The 18283-nt window shown below is 68.3% G+C and carries 16 protein-coding genes; 11 read left to right on the top strand and 5 right to left on the bottom strand.

The annotated features are described in order from the left end of the window. Positions 1–12: 12 nt before the first annotated feature. A complete protein-coding gene (locus tag GTW51_RS20995; RefSeq protein WP_163046015.1) occupies positions 13–921 on the bottom strand; it encodes a LysR family transcriptional regulator in 909 nt (302 codons plus the stop codon). A 101-nt stretch (positions 922–1022) separates the two neighbouring features. On the opposite strand from GTW51_RS20995, the gene GTW51_RS21000 reads away from it, so the two are divergent. The 3 genes from GTW51_RS21000 to GTW51_RS21010 are packed head-to-tail and all read left to right on the top strand — an operon-like array spanning position 1023 to position 4245. Then, positions 1023–2213 carry an MFS transporter gene (locus GTW51_RS21000; RefSeq protein WP_163046002.1) on the top strand — a complete coding sequence of 397 codons (1191 nt, stop codon included), beginning with the start codon at positions 1023–1025 and terminating at the stop codon, positions 2211–2213. Next, on the top strand, positions 2210–3454 hold the full coding sequence (locus GTW51_RS21005) for an SGNH/GDSL hydrolase family protein (RefSeq protein ID WP_163046003.1): 1245 nt from the start codon (positions 2210–2212) through the stop codon (positions 3452–3454). The genes GTW51_RS21000 and GTW51_RS21005 overlap by 4 nt, the downstream gene beginning before the upstream one ends. Continuing rightward, positions 3451–4245, top strand: coding sequence for an SDR family NAD(P)-dependent oxidoreductase (locus GTW51_RS21010; protein WP_163046004.1), 795 nt, complete (start codon positions 3451–3453; stop codon positions 4243–4245). Before GTW51_RS21005 ends, GTW51_RS21010 begins: the two co-directional genes overlap by 4 nt. A gap of 97 nt (positions 4246–4342) precedes the next feature. Here GTW51_RS21010 and GTW51_RS21015 read toward each other — a convergent pair whose 3' ends face one another. Both GTW51_RS21015 and GTW51_RS21020 read right to left on the bottom strand, forming a co-directional pair. Next, positions 4343–5917, bottom strand: coding sequence for a gamma-glutamyltransferase family protein (locus GTW51_RS21015; protein WP_163046005.1), 1575 nt, complete (start codon positions 5915–5917; stop codon positions 4343–4345). Positions 5918–6063: 146 nt separating this feature from the next. Beyond that, complete coding sequence (locus GTW51_RS21020; protein ID WP_163046006.1) at positions 6064–6672, bottom strand: cupin domain-containing protein; 609 nt, start codon at positions 6670–6672, stop codon at positions 6064–6066. 156 nt (positions 6673–6828) lie between these two features. Here GTW51_RS21020 and GTW51_RS21025 point away from each other — a divergent pair, with 156 nt between their 5' ends. The 8 genes from GTW51_RS21025 to GTW51_RS21060 all read left to right on the top strand — a co-directional run bounded on the left by GTW51_RS21025 (position 6829) and on the right by GTW51_RS21060 (position 17148). Then, positions 6829–8475, top strand: coding sequence for an amidohydrolase (locus GTW51_RS21025; RefSeq protein WP_163046007.1), 1647 nt, complete (start codon positions 6829–6831; stop codon positions 8473–8475). Between the two features lie 11 nt (positions 8476–8486). Beyond that, positions 8487–9428 (top strand): ABC transporter permease, encoded by a 942-nt coding sequence (locus tag GTW51_RS21030; protein ID WP_163046008.1) that lies wholly within the window; start codon positions 8487–8489, stop codon positions 9426–9428. After that, on the top strand, positions 9425–10324 hold the full coding sequence (locus GTW51_RS21035) for an ABC transporter permease (protein WP_163046009.1): 900 nt from the start codon (positions 9425–9427) through the stop codon (positions 10322–10324). Before GTW51_RS21030 ends, GTW51_RS21035 begins: the two co-directional genes overlap by 4 nt. Positions 10325–10353: 29 nt before the next feature. After that, positions 10354–11961 (top strand): ABC transporter substrate-binding protein, encoded by a 1608-nt coding sequence (locus tag GTW51_RS21040; protein WP_163046010.1) that lies wholly within the window; start codon positions 10354–10356, stop codon positions 11959–11961. Positions 11962–12024: 63 nt separating this feature from the next. Continuing rightward, on the top strand, positions 12025–13470 hold the full coding sequence (locus GTW51_RS21045; RefSeq protein WP_163046011.1) for an amidohydrolase family protein: 1446 nt from the start codon (positions 12025–12027) through the stop codon (positions 13468–13470). Further along, a complete protein-coding gene (locus tag GTW51_RS21050) occupies positions 13467–14447 on the top strand; it encodes an ABC transporter ATP-binding protein (RefSeq protein ID WP_163046012.1) in 981 nt (326 codons plus the stop codon). The genes GTW51_RS21045 and GTW51_RS21050 overlap by 4 nt, the downstream gene beginning before the upstream one ends. Beyond that, positions 14444–15538 carry an ABC transporter ATP-binding protein gene (locus tag GTW51_RS21055; RefSeq protein ID WP_203566225.1) on the top strand — a complete coding sequence of 365 codons (1095 nt, stop codon included), beginning with the start codon at positions 14444–14446 and terminating at the stop codon, positions 15536–15538. The genes GTW51_RS21050 and GTW51_RS21055 overlap by 4 nt, the downstream gene beginning before the upstream one ends. A 62-nt stretch (positions 15539–15600) precedes the next feature. Further along, positions 15601–17148: an acetolactate synthase large subunit gene (locus GTW51_RS21060; protein ID WP_163046013.1), complete on the top strand. Its 1548-nt coding sequence runs from the start codon at positions 15601–15603 to the stop codon at positions 17146–17148. On the opposite strand, the gene GTW51_RS21065 is transcribed toward GTW51_RS21060, so the two are convergent. Together GTW51_RS21065 and GTW51_RS21070 are read right to left on the bottom strand one after the other, a co-directional pair. Next, a complete protein-coding gene (locus tag GTW51_RS21065) occupies positions 17129–17722 on the bottom strand; it encodes a 2'-5' RNA ligase family protein (RefSeq protein ID WP_343034085.1) in 594 nt (197 codons plus the stop codon). The two genes, GTW51_RS21060 and GTW51_RS21065, sit on opposite strands and share 20 nt — an antisense overlap. Continuing rightward, a complete protein-coding gene (locus GTW51_RS21070; protein WP_163046014.1) occupies positions 17719–17985 on the bottom strand; it encodes a hypothetical protein in 267 nt (88 codons plus the stop codon). Before GTW51_RS21070 ends, GTW51_RS21065 begins: the two co-directional genes overlap by 4 nt. Positions 17986–18283 lie beyond the last annotated feature (298 nt).

Consider the following 18283-nt stretch of genomic DNA (forward strand, 5'->3'; position numbering starts at 1 on the left):
CGTCTGGAATTCTCAGGCGACTTGTCCGTGCTCGGCGAGGAAGTCGAGCAGCGCCCTTGCCCGCGCCGGAAGGCTGGCGGACTGGCCGATGAACACCGCGTAGAACTCCTCCTCGTCGCCCGGATTGGCGTCTTCCAGGAGCGGCACGAGCCGGCTATCGGCGATGTCGTCGCGGATGGTGAAGGCAGCGAGGCGCGCCGGACCGACGCCGGCGAGCGCCAGGCGCCGTATGCCCTCGCCGTCGCTCATCCGGACCCGGCCGATGGTCGGCAGCACCAGTCCCTCGCCCTCGGCCGTCCGCAGCGGCCAGCCCTTTACCGCGCGGGCATAGCCGAAGCCGAGGCGCTCCTGCCGGTCGAGATCGGCGATCGTCCGGGGCAGCCCATGCCGCTCGATCCAGACGGGCGCGGCGACGATCGTCATGCGGGTGCTGCCGAGCTTGCGCGCCATCAGGGCCGAGCTCGGCATCGGCCCGGCGCGGATGGCGATGTCGGTGCGGTCGGCAAGGAGATCGACCACCAGGTCGGTCTGGACGATGTCGAGCGCGATCTCGGGATAGCGTTCGAGAAAGCGCGGCAGGATCGGCGCCAGGATGTGGCTGACATAGGAAGCGCTGGAATTGATGCGTACGCGGCCTGCCGGCTTCTCGCCGGCCCCGGCCGAGCGCTCGGCTTCGGCCAGATCGGCGAGGATCGCGACGGATCGTTCGTAGAAAGACTGCCCCTCCGGCGTCAGCTGGAAGCGACGCGTCGTGCGGTGGACGAGCCGCGTGCCGAGCCGCGCTTCCAGCCTTGCCACGAGCTTCGAGACCGCCGAGGCCGAAACGCCCGACACGCGCGCGGCCGCCGAGAAGCCGCCCTGCTCCACGACCCGGGCGAAGATCTCCATCTCGGCAAAGCGATTGACCTCGGTGCGCGGCATTGGTGACATGAACTCCAAAGTGATGTTCCGGCCGGCACTCTACTTCATCGCGTCGCGATCCGTCATCTGAGGGGCCTGTCCCCATCGGAAGGCTCGATCCCATGCCCCTTGCTCTCTACGCTCTCACCGCCGGTGCCTTCGGCATCGGCGTCACCGAATTCGTCATCATGGGCCTGTTACTGGAAGTGGGCGCCGATCTCGGCGTCTCGACCAGCGCTGCCGGCTTCCTGATATCCGGCTATGCGCTCGGCGTCGTCGTCGGCGCGCCGCTGCTGACCATCCTTACCGGTCGCTGGCCGCGCAAGACCGTGCTGCTGGCGCTGATGGCGATCTTCATCGCCGGCAATGTCGCCTGCGCCCTGGCGCCGACCTACGGCTTCCTGATGGCCGCGCGGGTGCTGACGGCCTTCGCCCACGGCACGTTCTTCGGCGTCGGTTCGGTGGTGGCGACGCGCCTCGTGCCCGCCGACAGGAAGGCTTCCGCCATCGCGCTGATGTTCACCGGCCTCACCGTCGCCACGGTGCTCGGTGTTCCCTTCGGCACCTGGCTCGGCCAGGCGGCCGGCTGGCGCTCGACCTTCTGGGCGGTCTCCCTGGTCGGTATCGCGGCCTTCGCTGTGATCGCCTTCGCGGTCCCGCAGGACGGCAAGCCGGAATCGGCCGATGACTGGCGGGCCGACATCAAGGCCCTCGGCCGGCGACCGGTGCTGCTCGGGCTGCTCACCACCGTGCTCGGCTATGCCGGCGTCTTCGCCGTCTTCACCTACATCGCCCCGATCCTCACCGAGATCACCGGCTTCGCCGTGGCGGCGATCTCGCCGATCCTGCTGCTGTTCGGCGGCGGGCTGGTCGCCGGCAACCTGATCGGCGGCAGGCTGGCCGACCGAGCGCTGGTGCCGGCGCTGACCGGTAGCCTGGCGGCCCTCGCACTCGTGCTGCTCGCCATGGGCCCGGCCTTGCACAACAGCTGGACAGCGCTCGTCGCGGTGGCGCTTCTCGGCGCAACGGCTTTCGCGACCGTCCCGCCATTGCAGATGTGGGTGCTGTCAAAGGCGGACGGCGCCGGCGAGAGCCTCGCCTCCTCCTTCAACATCGCCGCCTTCAACCTCGGCAATGCGCTGGGCGCCTTTGCCGGCGGCCTGGTGATCGATGTGGGGCCGGGCCTCGGCTGGGTCACCTGGACCGCCGCGCTCTTTCCGCTCGTCGCCCTTGCCGTCGCCATTCTCGCCGTCCGGCTCGATCGCGCGTCGCCCGCCACTACTGAAGCCCTTGATCTGGAACTCGCCCGATGAACGCGCCCTTCGCCGCCGGCCTCGCTGCCGCGATGCTCCTCGCAAGCCCGCTGCCGGCATCCGCCGGCGACTGGGTCCCCGCCTGGATGGCGAGCCCGCAGCCGGTCTGGAGCGCAGACTTCCTGTTCCCGACGGACGTGCCCGCGACGCTCGGGGACCGCACGGTCCGGCAGGTCGCGCGGATCGGCATCGGCGGGACGAAGGTGCGCATCCGCCTCTCCAACGACCATGGACGGAACGCGGTGCGCATCGCGGCCGCCCATCTCGCACGGTCGACGGGCGGCATGACGATCAACCCGGCGAGCGACCGGGCACTCACCTTCGGCGGCGAGGCGAAGGGCACGATCCTGCCCGGCGCCTCGCTCCTCAGCGATCCGGTCGACATCACGGTGGCGGCTGGCGAGGACATTGCCGTCAGCCTGCACTTCGCCGAGGCGGTCCCGGTCGAGACCTTCCACTGGGACGGCAAGGCCACGTCCCGCCTTGTCCAGGGCCTGCACGTCTCGGACACCGACCTGCCGCTGGGCGAAACCATCACGCAACGCCTGTTCCTGTCGGACATCCTCGTCGATGCGCCCGAAGCGAAGGGCACGGTCGTCGTGCTCGGCGACTCGATCACCGACGGCGCCGGCGCGACGCTCGGCGCCGATACGCGCTGGCCGGACTTCCTTGCCGCCCGCGCCGCACCACGCGGCATCGCCGTCGTCAATGCCGGCATCTCCGGCGCCCGGCTCCTCTCCGACCGGATGGGCACCAACGCCCTTGCCCGTCTCGACCGCGACGCGCTTGCCCAGCCGAAGATCGCGACGCTCATCCTCATGCTCGGGATCAACGACATCGCTTGGCCGGGCACGCCCTTCGCGCCCGGCGAGCCGCCCATGACGTTCGAGCGCCTGACGTCCGGCTACCGCCAGATCGCTGCCCGCGCCCGCGCCAACGGCGTTCGGATCGTCGGCGCGACGCTGACGCCCTTTGCCGGCGCCCTTCCCGGAACGCCGCTGGAGGCCACCTATCACAGCACGGCGAAGGACGCCCTTCGCCAGCGCATCAACGACTGGATACGCACCAGCGGAACATTCGACGCCGTCGCCGATTTCGACCGGCTGCTTGCCGATCCCGCGGAACCGGCGCGGCTCCTGCCGGCCTATGACAGCGGCGACCGCCTGCATCCCGGCGACGCCGGCAACCAGGCGATGGCGGACGCCATCGATCTCGACACCATCCTCGGAGACACACCATGAAGATCGACCTCACGGGCAAGACCGCCCTCGTCACCGGCTCCACCGCCGGCATCGGCTATGCCATCGCGCTCGGCCTTGCCAAGGCCGGCGCATCCGTCGTCCTCAATGGCCGCGACAAGAGTCGCACCGACGCGGCCGCTGCCAGGCTGAAGGGCGAGGCACCCGGCGCGGAAGTCACCGGAATCGCCGGTGACGTCGCCACGGCCGAGGGCTGCAACGCCATCGTCGCGGCGCTGCCGGCCGTCGACATCCTCGTCAACAATGCCGGCATCTTCAATCCGCAGGACTTCTTCGATGTCCCCGACGCCGAGTGGGAGCGCTTCTTCGCGGTCAACGTCATGTCCGGCGTCCGGCTGTCGCGCGCCTATCTGCCGGGGATGCAGGCCAAGGGCTGGGGCCGCGTCCTGTTCCTATCGTCGGAGTCGGGCCTCAACATCCCCGTCGAGATGATCCACTACGGTATGACCAAGACCGCGGATCTCGCGTTGTCGCGGGGCCTCGCCAAGCGCATGGCCGGCATGGGCGTCACGGTGAACGCGATCCTGCCCGGCCCGACGCTGTCGGAAGGCGTTGCCGAGATGCTGGCCGGCGATGTCGCCAAGACCGGCAGGCCGCTGGAGGAGGTCGCCGCCGACTTCGTCAAGACGCACCGCTCGACCTCGATCATCCAGCGCGCGGCCACCGTCGAGGAAGTCGCCAATCTCTGCGTCTACGTCGCGTCGCCACAGGCGTCCGCGACCACCGGCGCGGCGTTGCGCGTCGACGGCGGCGTAGTCGACACGATCGCCTGACGACGAGCCGTTTCGGCACCATCCTGCAGGCGGGCGCCGCCCGCCTGCAGCGTCCCGCGATCAGCGACGTTGCAGAGCCTGAACCGATGCCGCTTTTCTAGTAGCCGAGTGCCATGCCGTCCTTGCGGCTGTCCGAGCCGCCTTCGAGCGCCTCGCCGTGAAGGCGGATGGCCTGCGCCCCGCCGATGGGGGACGGAGCGATTTTGATCACGTGGCCCCGGGCCTCGAGATCGCGCCGAACATCGTCCGGGATCCCGGGCTCGAGTTCGAGCACGCCATTGACGGCGAAGCTGCGGGGCTCGTCGATCGCGCCCTGCAAGTCCAGGCCGCGGTCGAAGACATCCGACAGAAACGCGGCATGGCCGGTCGCCTGATAATGGCCGCCCATCACCCCGAACGTCATGACGGCGCGCCCGTCCTCGGTCACCATTCCTGGAATGATCGTGTGCATCGGCCGCTTGGACGGGGCGATGGCGTTGACGTGACCCTTCTTCAGGCTGAACGACGATCCCCGGTTGTGGAACAGGACGCCGGTCGCCGGATCCATCCGGCCCGAACCGAAGCCCTTGAACAGCGAATTGATCAGCGACAGCGCATTTCCCTCGTCGTCGACGACGCTGAGGTACACCGTGTCGGCATGCTCGACCTCATCCCAGAGGACCGGCTCGCGCGCTTGGTCGAGCGCGATGCGTCCGCGCAGCGCATCGATCGCAGCGTCTCCGAGCAGCGTATCGAGAGCCCGCGCATCGGGCTCGCCGTCACCCACCAGAAGGTCGCGGTGATGGTAGGCGAGCTTCGTCGCCTCGGCCTGCACATGGATTCGATCCGCCGCTTCCATCGAGCCGAGGTCGAAACGCTCCAGTATCTTCAGGATAAGCAACGCGGTGACGCCCTGGCCGTTCGGCGGGCATTCGTGAACCCGGTAGCCTTTGTAGGTCGCCGAGATCGGCTCCACCCACTGCGCCGCGTCCGCGCCGTCGGCGAAATCCTCGCCCGTATGAAGCCCGCCGAGCGATTGCAGGTACCGAACCATGCTGCCGGCGTTCTCTCCCGCGTAGAAGGCCCCAGCCCCTGCGCTCGCGATGGCGCCCAGCAGACGTCCCAGCGCCGGGTTGCGACGGATGTCGCCGACCCGGGGCGGACGCCCATCGGGAAGGAAAACGGCAGCGGCATGGGGGTCGAGGACGCCGCAATAGGCAGTCCAGTCCTTGGCGACCCGCAGGGTCACCACGTAGCCGCCATTGGCGTAGCCGATCGCGCGCGCGAAGATCTCGTCCAGCGGGAGCGAGCCGTAGTCCCGATGCAGCCGGCACCACGCCGAAATCGCGCCGGGAACGGTGATCGCATGGGCGCTCGTCTGCGGGATTTCACCCGTCAGCCCCGATGCGAGAATGGCATCCAGCGTCGCCGCCTTCGGGGTGCGCCCGGACCCGTTCAACGCCTTCACCCCCTGTCCTGCCGGCGCGTAGAGGGCGTAGCAGTCTCCCCCGACCCCGGTCATCAGCGGGTCCACGACCGACTGAACCGCGACGGCGGCGATCCCCGCATCCACGGCGTTGCCGCCGCGTTGCAGGATTTCGAGACCGGCCGCCGTTGCCCCCGGATGCGACGTCGCGATCATCGCCCGGCGCGCAAATGTCGACGGACGGCGTCCGGAAAAGAAATCGAACATGAGGTTTTCCTGTTTCACGAATGATGTGTTGGGGGAGATGCTCCAGCCAGTCGCGGAGCGCCCTCGTCGAAGCGTGGTTCACTGCCCGTGCTCGGCAGGGTCGTCGTGAGCGGAGGGTGCGCCGGGTGAGGCCTGGCGTTTCGCCGTCACAGATACGGCGGCGAGCAGGCGCTCACGACTTCGCAGGGGCAATCGTGGACGTTGCGGAAGCGATGCGGCGTGCGGCTGTCGAAGAGATAGGCGTCACCGGGCTTCAGCACCTGGACCTGCTCGCCCACCGTCAGCTCCAGCTCGCCGGCGATCACCACCCCGCCCTCGTGGGAATCGTGCTCCAGCATCGTCGGACCCGTATCCGCGCCCGGAGCGTAGTGCTCGTGCAGGATCTGCAGATTGTGCGATCGCGCATGCCCGACCTGGCGGAGCGAGATCTTGCCGGACTTGGTCTCGCCGTTCAGCCGGTAGAGCTGCGAGGTCAGATCGATCAGTTCCTCCGGCCTGAAAACCACCTTCGTGTCCTGCGGCCGGTCGGGCTCGAAGAAATCGGCCATCGTCATCGAGATGCCGCCGAGGATCTTGCGCAGCGAGGCGACGGAGGGGCTCGACCGGTTCTGCTCGATCATCGAAATGAGCCCATGTGCGACGCCCGCCCGCGTCGCCAGTTCCCGCTGCGTCAGCGCGAACTGGATGCGGATCTGGCGAAGCCGCCGACCCACGTCGAATCCGTCGCCATCTGGAACATCCCCGTGCGGGACCATCGGCCGCCTACCCTCTGTTTGCACAGAAAATATACAAGCCTAAAAAAGCTACCGCAAGCGTATTGCTCAGAATCATGAGCTTCGCTAGGCTGATTGTCGAGCGAATGAAGCGACCGAATTTCTGGCTCCCCTGACCGGGCGCCACAGGAGCGTCGAATGAGCGAAGCTGACTTGATCCTCTCCGGTGGCCGCGTCTTCTGCGGGCTTGCGGAGGGCTTCGCCGAAGCGATGGCCGTAAAGGGAGACGTCATACTCGCCGTCGGAACGGCCGACGAGATCGGCGCGTTCGCCGGTCCCTCCACCCGCCATATCGACCTCCACGGCCGCGCCGCGCTACCCGGTCTCAACGACGCCCACATGCATCTGCTCCCGTTCGGCCTCGGCCTGTCGGAGGTGAATTTGCGCCCGGAGACCGGCGCCCGTAGCGTCGGCGAGGTGTTGCGCCGGATCGGCGAGGCCGCCAAAGGAAAGGCGCCCGGCGAATGGGTGCTCGGCCGCGGCTACGATCACAACGAGCTGGCTGAAAAGCGCCATCCGACCGCCGAGGAACTCGACAGCGTCGCCCCAAGCAACCCCGTCTGGATCAAGCGCACCTGCGGCCACGTCTCGGTCGTCAACACGCTGGCGATGCGCGAGGCCGGCATCGGTCACAACACGCCTGTCCCGGAAGGCGGCATGATCGAACGCCGCGACAACAAGCTCACGGGCATGCTCGCGGAACGCGCCCAGCGCCTCGTCGTCGACGTCATGCCCAAGCATGACGTGGCGACCCTGATCGAGGCGATCGAGCGCGCCGGCGAGCACATGCTGAGCCAGGGCTTCACCAGCGTGATGGACGCCGCCGTCGGCATGTACGGCGGCATGGACGAGATCGCCGCCTATGAAGAGGCGGCGGCGACAGGCCGTCTGCCGGTGCGCACCTGGGTCTGCATCTATGGCAATCCGGACGGCATCGCCGCGCCGGCCCACGATGGCGGCTACCGCTTCGGGCGCGAGACGGGGCTCCTGCGCTACGGCGCGATGAAGGTGTTCGGCGACGGCAGCGCCGGCGGCCTGACCGCCGCCATGTCCGAACCCTACATCGTCGGCGACCCGGACAATCGCGGCATCTTCTGCTTTTCCGACGAGGAAATGCATGGCCGGCTTAAACAATATCATGAGCAGGGCTATCAGCTGGCCATCCACGCGATCGGCGACGCGGCGATCGAGCAGGTCCTCAGCGGGATGGAGCGTGCCGCCAGCCCGGCCCACCCGATCGAGGGTCGGCGCCACCGCATCGAGCATTGCGGCTTCCTGACGCCCGGCCAGCGCGCCCGCATGATCGCCGCCGGCATCGAGCCCGTGCCGCAGCCGGTGTTCATCTACGAGTTCGGCGACCTGTACATCGAGTGCGTCGGCGAGGATCGTGCCTTCGCATCCTATCCGATGCGCACCTGGCTGGCCGAGGGCCAGCATCCGGCGGCCTCCTCGGACGCGCCGGTCTCGACGACCGATCCGTTCAAGAACCTCTTCACCATGGTCACCCGAAAGACCAACCGCGGCACCGTGATCAATGCCGACGAGGCGGTGACGCTGGAGCAGGCCATCCACGCCTACACCTATTGCGGCGCCTACACCCAGTTCGCCGAGGACAGGGTCGGGCGACTGATCCCCGGCCAGCTCGCCGACATCTGCGTCGTCTCGCACGACATCTTCGCCATCGACCCGGCCGCCCTGGAAAACGACGTGCGCTGCGACCTGACCGTGCGGGGCGGCGAGATCGTCTTCGACCGCCTCGGCCAGTTCGCCCAGGCCGCGCAGTAGGGCCGGCGCCGATGCTCCGCCACACCATCCAGCGACTGCTCATCGCGATCCCGGTGCTGTTCGGCGTGCTGCTCGTCGGCTTCCTGCTGATGCAGGTGGTGCCGACCGACCCGGCCATCGTGCGGGCCGGTCCCACCGCCACGCAGGATATCGTCGAGCAGATCCGCCGCCAGCTCGGGCTCGACCAGCCGCTCTGGTACCAGTTTGGACTCTATGTCTGGCGCCTCGCGCAAGGCGATCTCGGCGTCTCGCTGATCAATAACGTGCCGGTGACGCGCGAGCTCGCAGCGACGATCGGCCCGACGGTCGAGCTGATGTTCGCCTCGCTGTTCTGGTCCATCCCGCTCGGCATCCTGCTCGGCACGGTCGGCGCCTACTATCGCGGCACGATCCTCGACCGCGCGATCATGGCCGTCTCGGTGGCCGGCGTCTCGATCCCGGTCTTCTTCCTCGGCCTCGTGCTCATCTGGCTCTTCGGCTTTCACTGGCAGCTCCTGCCGTTCACCGGGCGCGGCGGCCCGTTGTGGAGCTGGGAAGGCATCCGCGCCATCATCCTGCCGGCCATAACGCTCGGCGGCGTCTTCGTCGGTCCCGTGGCGCGCATGACCCGCACCTCGGTGCTCGACGTCCTCGGCGCAGACCATGTGCGCACGGCGCGGGCCAAGGGGCTCAGCGAGCGGGTGGTGGTCCTGCGGCATGCGCTGCGCAATGCGATGGTGCCGGTGGTGACGCTGATCGGCCTGCAGATCGGCTTCCTGCTCGGCGGCGCGGTGGTGACGGAGACGGTATTCTCCTGGCCCGGCATCGGCCGCCTCGCCGTCGGCGCGATCCTGTCGAGCGACATGCCGATGGCCCAGGGGACGATCATCATCCTGTCACTCGGCTTCATCCTCATCAACCTGACCGTGGATGTCCTCTACGCCCTCCTCGATCCGCGGGTGCGCAGCACATGAGCGACGTGACGACCACGACCGGCGCGGTGCCGGCCGCAGCGCCCATCATGGTGGAGGATACGTTCGTGCGCGCATCGGTCTGGCGCGTGCTCACCTCCGACGTCGGTGCGGTGATCGCGCTGGTCATCGTGGGGCTGCTCGTGTTCGCCGCCGCATTCGCGCCGTGGATCGCGCCGTCCGATCCCTATTCGAGCGATCTGGTCAACATGCTGAAGGCGCCCGGCGAGGTCGGCCTGCTCGGCACCGATGCGCAGGGCCGGGACATGATCACCCGGCTCCTTTTCGGGCTGCGGACCACCCTCCTGATGAGCCTTGCTTCCGTCGTGCTCGGCTGCGGCATCGGCGCGGTCGTCGGCTTTGCCGCCGCCTACTATCCGCGCCTGTCCGGCCTGCTGATGCGGCTGATGGACGTCCTTCTGTCCTTCCCCGCGATCCTCTTCGGCCTCGCCATCGCGGCGATCTTCGGGCCCGGCCTCATCGCCGTCGTCATCGCGCTCTCCGTTGCCACCATCCCGCTGATGGCCCGGGTGGTGCGCGGCGCGGCGCTCGTCGTCATGCACCAGGAATATGTCGAGGGCGCCCGCTCGATCGGCATGAGCGACCGCCGGCTGATCCTGAAATACCTGCTGCCCAACTGCCTGTCGCAGATCTTCGTGTTCGTGTCCCTGCGCTTCGGGCAGGTGATCCTTCTGGGCTCGGCACTCTCCTTCATCGGGCTCGGCGCCCAGCCGCCGACGGCGGAGCTCGGCACGATGGCGTCGGACGGGCGCGCCTACCTGTTCTTCGCGCCCCATGTCTCGGCCCTGCCGAGCCTGCTGATCTTCATCGTCGTCCTTGCCCTCAACGTGCTCGGCGACGCGCTGCGGGACGCCCTCGACCCGAAACTTCGAAAATAGCCCATCCCCGTCGTCACAGGAGAAGCAGCATGCCCAGCCAAACCCTCAAGTCAGTGCTTGCTGCAACGGGCGCACTCGCGCTCGCGGCGACCACCGCCGCGCCGGCCTTCGCACAGCAGCAGCAACCCGGCCAGCTGACGGTCCTGCGCACGATCGACGCCGATAATTACGACCCGATCCGGTCGACGGCGACGGCTGCGGCCGAGATCGTCTACCTCCTCGCCGACACCCTCGTCAGCGTCGATTTCGACATGCAGACGGTCCAGCCCTTGCTCGCCGAAAGCTGGGAGGTTTCCGACGACGGCCTGACCTACACGTTCAAGCTGCGCCAAGACGTCAAGTTCTGCAGCGGGCGCGCAATGACCGCCGAGGACGTCGTCTTCTCGTTCGAACGCTGGCTGTCGCCCGAGAGCAGCTCGCCGACCAAGTTTCGCGCCGGCAACGTCGCCGAAATCCGCGCGATCAATGACCACACCGTCGAATACCGCCTGAACGAGCCCTATTCGGATCTCCTGTTCCAGCTGGCGCTGTCCTTCGCCTCCGTCGTCGATCGCGAGTCGGTCGAGGAACTGGGCGAGAATTTCGGCGTCCAGGGCTTCGGCGGCACCGGGCCCTATTGCTGGAACTCGTGGACGCCGCGCCAGGAGGTCGTGCTCGACAAGAACCCGCATTACACCTGGGGTCCGCCGATCTACGAGAACGGCACGCCGCAGGTGGAGCGGATGGTCTGGCGGGTTATTCCCGAGGCCAACACGATGATGGCGGCGGTCCAGACCGGACAGGCCGACATGACCTACTATATGGCGCCCTTCGCCATCGAGAGCCTGCGCGCCATCCCCACGCTCACCGTCCAGCAGCAGGACAACTACCTCTACGACAATTTCGTGGGCTTCAAGACCGACAAGCCGGTGATGAACGATCCCGCCATGCGTCGGGCGATCAACCAGGCCGTCAATCGCGACGCGCTGGCGCAGGCCGCCTTCTTCGGGCTCGGCACGGCGCTGCACTCGCTCCTGAACCCCAAGGTCATCGACTACGATCCGGCGACGGCCGAGCTCACTCCCGCCTATGACCCGGACGCCGCCATCGCGACGCTCGAGGAAGCCGGCTGGGAACTCGGTTCGGACGGCGTTCGCGTCAAGGACGGTCAGCGGGCGGAGTTCCTGCTCTACGGCATCCGCAACACCCAGAACCCGGTGATGATGGAGGGCATGCAGGCGGACCTTCGTCGCATCGGCGTCGAGATGGAGATCCAGCTCTGGGACGGAACCGCCGCCTGGGGCCGTCTGGCGACGCAGGAGTTCGACGCGTTCGTGCTCTCCTACCCGTACGTGACCGCCACTGAGGCGCTTTCGCTCTACTTCCGGTCGACCCAGATGCCGACCCCCAACCGGATGAACTGGAACAACGAGGAGACCGACCGCCTCATCGACGAGGCGCGGCAGGCGACCGACGACGAGACGCGCAAGGCGGCGATCGGGGCGGCGCAGCGCCAGCTGGTCGAGGCGGACGTCTGGATGCCGATCGTCTCGCAGCCGATGATCCTGGTGTCGGGACAACGCGTCGAGGGCGCCCGGCCCCACGGCATCTACGGCGCCGGTATCTACAAGGGTCTCGACATCTCGCTCACCGATTGAGCCGAAAGACGATCCGCTGGGCGGCGCTCGTGGCGCCGCCCACGCCCATCAAGGGAAGAGGCCATGACGAAGACCATCATCCGCAACGCAGCCTTCGTTGTCGCCTTCGACGAGGCAACCGGCGGACATTGCTACCGCACCGACACCGACCTCGCCTTTGCCGACGGGCGCATCACCGCCATCGGGACGGTCGAGGAAGAGCCCGGCGACGCGGTCGTGGACGGGCGCGGCATGATGGTGATGCCCGGCCTCGTCAACATCCATTCCCATCCCTCGAGCGAACCTTTGAACAAGGGCTTTCTCGACGAAACCGGCTCGCCGGGCCTCTACAACTCGTCGCTCTACGAGTTCATGACGATCCTGCGGCCCGACGCCGAGGCCGTGCCCGACTGCGTCGAAGTCGCCTATTCGGAGCTTCTTCTCTCGGGCGTGACGACACTCGCCGACATGTCGGTCGCCCATCCGCGGTGGCTGCAGCTGGCGGCCGACAGCGGCCTGCGCGTCGTGATGTCGCCGATGTACCGGTCGGCGCGCTGGTTCACCCGCAACGGCCATGTCGTCGAGTACGAGTGGGACGAGGCAGCCGGCGAGGCCGCGATGGCGGAGGCCTTCGCGATCATCGACGCGGCCGGCGCCGATCCGAGTGGACGCCTGACCGGCATGGTCTGCCCGGCCCAGATCGACACCTGTTCGGCCGACCTCATCCGCGACAGCCATGCCGAGGCGCAGCGCCGCGGCCTGCCCTGGCAGATCCACGCCGCCCAGTCGGTCGTCGAGTTCCACGAGATCACCCGCCGCCACGGCGTCACGCCGATCCAGTGGCTGCGCGACCTCGGCGTCCTCGGCGACACCTCGATCATCGGCCACGGGATCTTTCTCGACGACCATCCGGCAGCCAACTGGCACACCCGCGAGGATCTCGCGATCCTCGCCGAGACGCGGACCACGGTCGCCCATTGCCCGACCGTGTTCCTGCGCCGCGGCATCGCGCTGCGCGACGTCGGGCGCTATCTGAGGGCCGGCGTGCGCATGGGCATGGGCACCGACACCTACCCGCACAACATGCTCGAGGAAATGCGCAACGTCGCCTATGTCGCCCGCCTCATGGCGGGGAGCCCGCGCACCCTGAAGACCACCGACGTCTTCGACATGGCGACGATCGGCGGGGCACGCGCTCTCGGACGCGACGACATCGGGCGCCTTGCGCCCGGCGCACGCGCCGACATCGTCATGGTCGACGTCACCCATCCGATGATGCGCCCCGGCCGCGACCCCGTGCGCAGCCTCGTCTACGCCGCGGCTGAGCGCGCCGTGCACACCGTCTTCGTCGACGGCCGCAAGGTGGTGGACAACGGCCAGGTCCTGACCATGGACTATCCCGCCGCGGCCGAGCGCGTGCACGAGGCACAGAAACGCACGGAGGCCGCAGCGCCGGGGCTCGATTACGCCGGTCGTCCGGTCACCGCCTATTCGGCGCTGACATTCCCCTCTTATTCCGAGGCGTCATGACGGTCCCGGTCCTCGAGATAGCCGGGCTCACCACGATTTTTCGCACCTCGATGGGCGACGTGCGGGCCGTCGACGGCGTCGATCTGGCCGTCGAGCGTGGGCGCACGCTCTGCATCGTCGGGGAGTCGGGCTGCGGCAAGAGCATCCTGTCCCTGTCAGTGATGGGACTGGTGCCGACACCGGGACGGATCGCACAGGGCGAGATCTTCTTCGAGGGCCGGAACATCGCTGGCCTGTCGCCCGCCGACATGCGGACGATCCGCGGCAACCAGATCGCGATGATCTTTCAGGAGCCGATGACGAGCCTGAACCCCGTCCACACGGTCGGCTTCCAGATCGTCGAGGCGATCCGGGCGCATCAGCGCGTCTCGTCGAAAGCCGCCCGCGCCCTGGCGCTGGAGTCGCTGAAGAAGGTCCGCATTCCGTCGCCAGAGCGCCGGCTCGATGAATATCCGCACCAGCTCTCCGGCGGCATGCGCCAGCGCGTGATGATCGCGATGGCGCTATCCTGCGAGCCGACCCTCCTCATCGCCGACGAGCCGACGACCGCGCTCGACGTCACCATCCAGGCGCAGATCCTCAACCTGCTGCGCGATCTCCAGGCCGAAACGGGCATGGCGATCGTCCTGATCACGCACGATCTCGGCGTCGTCGCCGAAATCGCCGACGACGTAGCGGTCATGTATGCCGGCAAGGTCGTCGAACGCGGCTCGGTCGGCGACATCTTCGACGACCCCCAGCACCCCTACACGCTCGGCCTGATGGGCTCGATGCCGCGCATCGACGAGGAGACCGACCGCCTCGTCGCAATCGACGGCATGGTGCCGCCGCCCTTTCGCCTGCCGCAAGGTTGCCGCTTCAACCCGCGCTGCCCCTTCGCCGACGATGTTTGCCGCAGCGAGCAGCCGCAACTGACGGCCCTGGACGAAGGGCACCTGGTCGCCTGCCACAAGGCGCCGCTGGAGCTCTACGCATGACGATGCAGCCTCTTCTCGAAGCCCGCGGCCTGCAGAAGCTCTTTCCGATCACCAAGGGCATCTTCCGCCGGCGTGTCGTCGCGGAAGTGCGGGCCGTCGACGGCGTCGATTTCGACATCATGCCGCGCGAGACGCTCGCCGTCGTAGGAGAATCTGGTTGTGGCAAGTCGACCATGGCGCGGCTTGCCATGCGCCTGATCGAGCCATCCGCCGGTACGCTGCGCTTCGAGGGCGAGGACATCACCCATGCCGAGAAGGGCGACATGCGGCGGCTGCGGCGGGACATGCAGATCGTCTTCCAGGACCCCTATGCCAGCCTCAACCCGCGCATGACGGTGGCCGAGATCATCGCCGAGCCGATGGTCGTGCATGGCGTCGGCGACGGCCCTTCCCAACGCGAACGGGTGAAGGAACTGCTGCGGCGCGTCGACCTCGCGCCCTATCACGGGCAGCGCTATCCGCATGAATTCTCCGGCGGGCAGCGCCAGCGTATCGGCGTCGCCCGTGCCCTGGCGCTGTCGCCCAAGCTCATCGTCTGCGACGAGCCGGTTTCGGCCCTCGACGTCTCCATCCAGGCGCAGATCGTCAACCTGCTGCAGGATTTGCAGCAGGAAATGGGGCTCAGCTACCTGTTCATTTCGCACGGGCTCGCGGTGGTGAAGCACGTCGCCGACCGCGTGGCCGTCATGTATCTCGGCCAGATCGTCGAGATCGGTCCGAAGGCCGCCATCTACGGCAATCCGCGTCACCCCTACACGCAGGCCCTGCTGGCGGCCGCGCCGCAGCCGGACCCGAGCCGGCGAGGCCAGCGCCATGAGCTCGCCGGCGACGTGCCGAGCCCGATGAACCCGCCACCGGGCTGCCGTTTCCATACGCGCTGCCCGTTCGTGCAGGAACGGTGCCGCGCCGAAATGCCGATGCTGCGCGAGATGGCGGGCGGGCAGCAGGCGGCCTGCCATTTCGCCGAGACGATTCCGGTCTATGCTCCCGCCCTGACGATGCGCGCGCCGAGCGCGAAGCTGAAGGCCCGGCTGGCGCTCTACAAGGAGCGCCACGTGGCTGCCAAGAGCGATGCGGCGGCTACCGCCTGAGGCGACGTCAGGAAGCGCGCCGAGCAAGAGACCGGCTGTACCCAGGAAGCAGGAGTTGGAAAATGAACGGCGCAGATAGTCTGTGCGATACGCTGCTGGCGAACGACGTAAACGTCTGTTTCGCCAATCCCGGCACGTCGGAAATGCATTTCGTCGCCGCGCTCGACCGCAAGCCGCAGATGCGCTGCGTGCTCGGCCTGTTCGAAGGCGTCGTCACGGGCGCCGCCGATGGTTATGCCCGGATGGCCGACAAGCCCGCCGCGACCCTCCTGCATTGCGGGCCGGGGCTCGCCAACGCGCTCGCCAATCTTCACAACGCCCGCCGTGCCCGCACCCCGATGGTCAACATCGTCGGCGATCACGCCAGCTACCACCTCGTGCACGACGCGCCGCTGACGAGCGATATCGAGAGCCTGGCCTGGCCGATGTCGCACTGGGTGAAGCGGACACTGACCCCCGGCGGGCTGGCGGCGGACGCTGCCGAGGCCTGCCACGCCGCCATGGCCTTGCCGGGTGTCGCGACGCTGATCCTGCCCGCCGATACGGCCTGGGGCGAGGTCGATCCGCAGGCCCAGCCCGTTCGCGCCGATCCGGTCCGGCAGCCATTCGTCGACCCGCAGGCCATCCGCGCTGCCGCGCAGGCGCTGCGCTCCGGGCGGCGTACGCGGCTGCTTCTGGGCGGCCGCGCGCTGCGCGCCGACGCGCTCGCGGTGGCCGGGCGCATTGCCGCTGCAACGGGCGCGCGGCTCCTGGCGCCGATGATGAACGGCCGCATCGAGCGCGGCGCCGGGCGCGTGCCGATCGAGCGCGTGCCCTACCCGATCGATCCCTCGCTGGCCGCCCTCGCCGACATCCAATGCCTCGTGACCGTCGGCGCCAGCGTGCCGGTGGCGTTCTTCGCCTACCCCGGCAAGCCCGGCCGGCTGATCCCCGACGATGCGGAAGTCGTGGCGATGGGCGAGCCGGGCGACGATCTGATGGCGGCGCTCGAGGCGCTGGCCGATGAACTCGGCGCAAAGGCGGAGCCCGTTTTCGCACCTCTGAACGCGGCAGAGAGCGTCGCCGACGGGCCCCTGACGGTGGACAACCTCAACGCGGTCCTGGCGCAGTCCATCCCGAACAACGCCATCGTCTGCGACGAGACGATCTCGTCGGGGCGGCAGTTCTTCGCCGCGACGCAAGGCGCGCCGCAGCACGATTACCTGCAGCTGACGGGCGGCGCGATTGGCATCGGCCTGCCGCTCGCCGCCGGCGCGGCGATCGCCTGTCCCGATCGCAAGGTCCTGCTCCTCCAGGCCGATGGCAGCGGCATGTACACCTGCCAGGCCTTGTGGACGCAGGCCCGCGAGGGCCTCGACGTCGTGACCGTGATCTTCTCCAACCGCGCCTACGCCATCCTGCAGGGCGAGATGCGCAATGTCGGGGTCAACCATTTCGGCGACAATGCGCGCCGGATGCTCGACCTCGACAAGCCGGCGCTCGACTGGGTCAGCCTCGCGCGGGGCATGGGCGTCGAAGCCGCCCGCGCCGAGACGGTGGCCGGGTTTACGGCGCTGCTGCGAAGCGCCCTGTCCGCGAAGGGGCCCTTCCTTATCGAGGCGGTTCTCTGAAGCCGTCCGAGTCCGGGATCGGACCACGGGCTGCGCCGAAGTCGAACTGCCCCGCGGCCTCCCACGGCCCGCCGCGATAGTGCCAGAGGAGTAGCCCCGTCGCCGTCGCCTCGAAGGGTTCGATGGTTTCCGAAAGCGCCTCGAACAGGCCCTTGGCGGCACGGGAGTGCGCCTTGTTCTGGAACGTGACGTGGGGCCGGAAGTCCTGCGCGTCCTGCCGCGTCAGATCGGCCGCCCATATCGCCGCAAGCTCCGCCCGGAGCGCGACGAGCGGCGGGCTCTCGACCCGGTAGGCCGTTCCCTGGCCGAGGAACCGCAGCCCAGTGATCGCCAGCGGGAACGGCGCGTGACGCGATGCGCGGGTCGCGACGGCCGCAGCGACGTCCGCGTATCGGTCGCCGGGCAGATGATGAAACAGGGTCAGATGCGCCGGGATGAGATTGCGCTCCGGCGGAAAGTCACGCCGGCGCTCGCCGTCGAACCGGGCGAAGCTTTCGGGATCAAAGCGCAGTGTCAGGATGAGAGGCGCAGCGTCTCCGGCTTCGCGCTCTATCCCGGGTGGTCGGTTCGTCACGTTTCCCGCGTCGGCTCGCTGCCTGCGGTTTCGCCTGACTCCTCGGCCACCGGAGTGGGCGTCGCTTCGGCCATGGCAGCGCGGACGGCCTGCGCCTCCGGACTTCCCCCTCCCCGCGCCAGAAACTCGTCGACGGGCATCCGGGTCTCCGTCCCGCCGGACGAAAGATTGGCGCGATGGACCACGGTACCGGCTCCGGCATCGTCGATCTGCAGCAACCAGTCGTCGCCATTGGAGCTTCGGTAGACGGTGCGCATGTTCATGCGGATGCAACGCGCTGGCGACGGATGCGATCCCGGCCCATGGGAATATGAGCGCCTCCCGCGCAGATGCGTCCTGCGGCGCCAGCCATCCGTGAGGCCGGCATTCTCAGGCCGGATCGCCCGCCCTCCGGCAGCGGCCGCGGGGTCTTGCTGCCCCGCGGCCGGTCGGTTCTTATACCAACGTGCGCTGATCAGAACTCATGCGCCCAGTCCCGCATTCCGATTGAGATGATTTTCCAGGGCTGATCGACGAGCTTGTTCCAAGCGTCACAGCAGTGGGCGACGATGTCGTCGTAGT

The organism is Aurantimonas aggregata (assembly GCF_010500835.1).
In the GTDB taxonomy this organism is placed as follows: domain Bacteria; phylum Pseudomonadota; class Alphaproteobacteria; order Rhizobiales; family Rhizobiaceae; genus Aurantimonas; species Aurantimonas aggregata.

Bases quoted from the DNA above. Each gene is read 5' to 3' on its own strand.
- GTW51_RS21030 (WP_163046008.1), top strand. From the start codon at position 8,487: ATGCTCCGCCACACCATCCAGCGACTGCTCATCGCGATCCCGGTGCTG.
- GTW51_RS21055 (WP_203566225.1), top strand. From the start codon at position 14,444: ATGACGATGCAGCCTCTTCTCGAAGCCCGCGGCCTGCAGAAGCTCTTT.
- GTW51_RS21050 (WP_163046012.1), top strand. From the start codon at position 13,467: ATGACGGTCCCGGTCCTCGAGATAGCCGGGCTCACCACGATTTTTCGC.
- GTW51_RS21035 (WP_163046009.1), top strand. From the start codon at position 9,425: ATGAGCGACGTGACGACCACGACCGGCGCGGTGCCGGCCGCAGCGCCC.
- GTW51_RS21015 (WP_163046005.1), bottom strand. From the start codon at position 5,917: ATGTTCGATTTCTTTTCCGGACGCCGTCCGTCGACATTTGCGCGCCGG.
- GTW51_RS21020 (WP_163046006.1), bottom strand. From the start codon at position 6,672: ATGGTCCCGCACGGGGATGTTCCAGATGGCGACGGATTCGACGTGGGT.
- GTW51_RS21025 (WP_163046007.1), top strand. From the start codon at position 6,829: ATGAGCGAAGCTGACTTGATCCTCTCCGGTGGCCGCGTCTTCTGCGGG.
- GTW51_RS21045 (WP_163046011.1), top strand. From the start codon at position 12,025: ATGACGAAGACCATCATCCGCAACGCAGCCTTCGTTGTCGCCTTCGAC.
- GTW51_RS21010 (WP_163046004.1), top strand. From the start codon at position 3,451: ATGAAGATCGACCTCACGGGCAAGACCGCCCTCGTCACCGGCTCCACC.
- GTW51_RS21070 (WP_163046014.1), bottom strand. From the start codon at position 17,985: ATGAACATGCGCACCGTCTACCGAAGCTCCAATGGCGACGACTGGTTG.
- GTW51_RS21005 (WP_163046003.1), top strand. From the start codon at position 2,210: ATGAACGCGCCCTTCGCCGCCGGCCTCGCTGCCGCGATGCTCCTCGCA.
- GTW51_RS20995 (WP_163046015.1), bottom strand. From the start codon at position 921: ATGCCGCGCACCGAGGTCAATCGCTTTGCCGAGATGGAGATCTTCGCC.
- GTW51_RS21000 (WP_163046002.1), top strand. From the start codon at position 1,023: ATGCCCCTTGCTCTCTACGCTCTCACCGCCGGTGCCTTCGGCATCGGC.
- GTW51_RS21040 (WP_163046010.1), top strand. From the start codon at position 10,354: ATGCCCAGCCAAACCCTCAAGTCAGTGCTTGCTGCAACGGGCGCACTC.
- GTW51_RS21060 (WP_163046013.1), top strand. From the start codon at position 15,601: ATGAACGGCGCAGATAGTCTGTGCGATACGCTGCTGGCGAACGACGTA.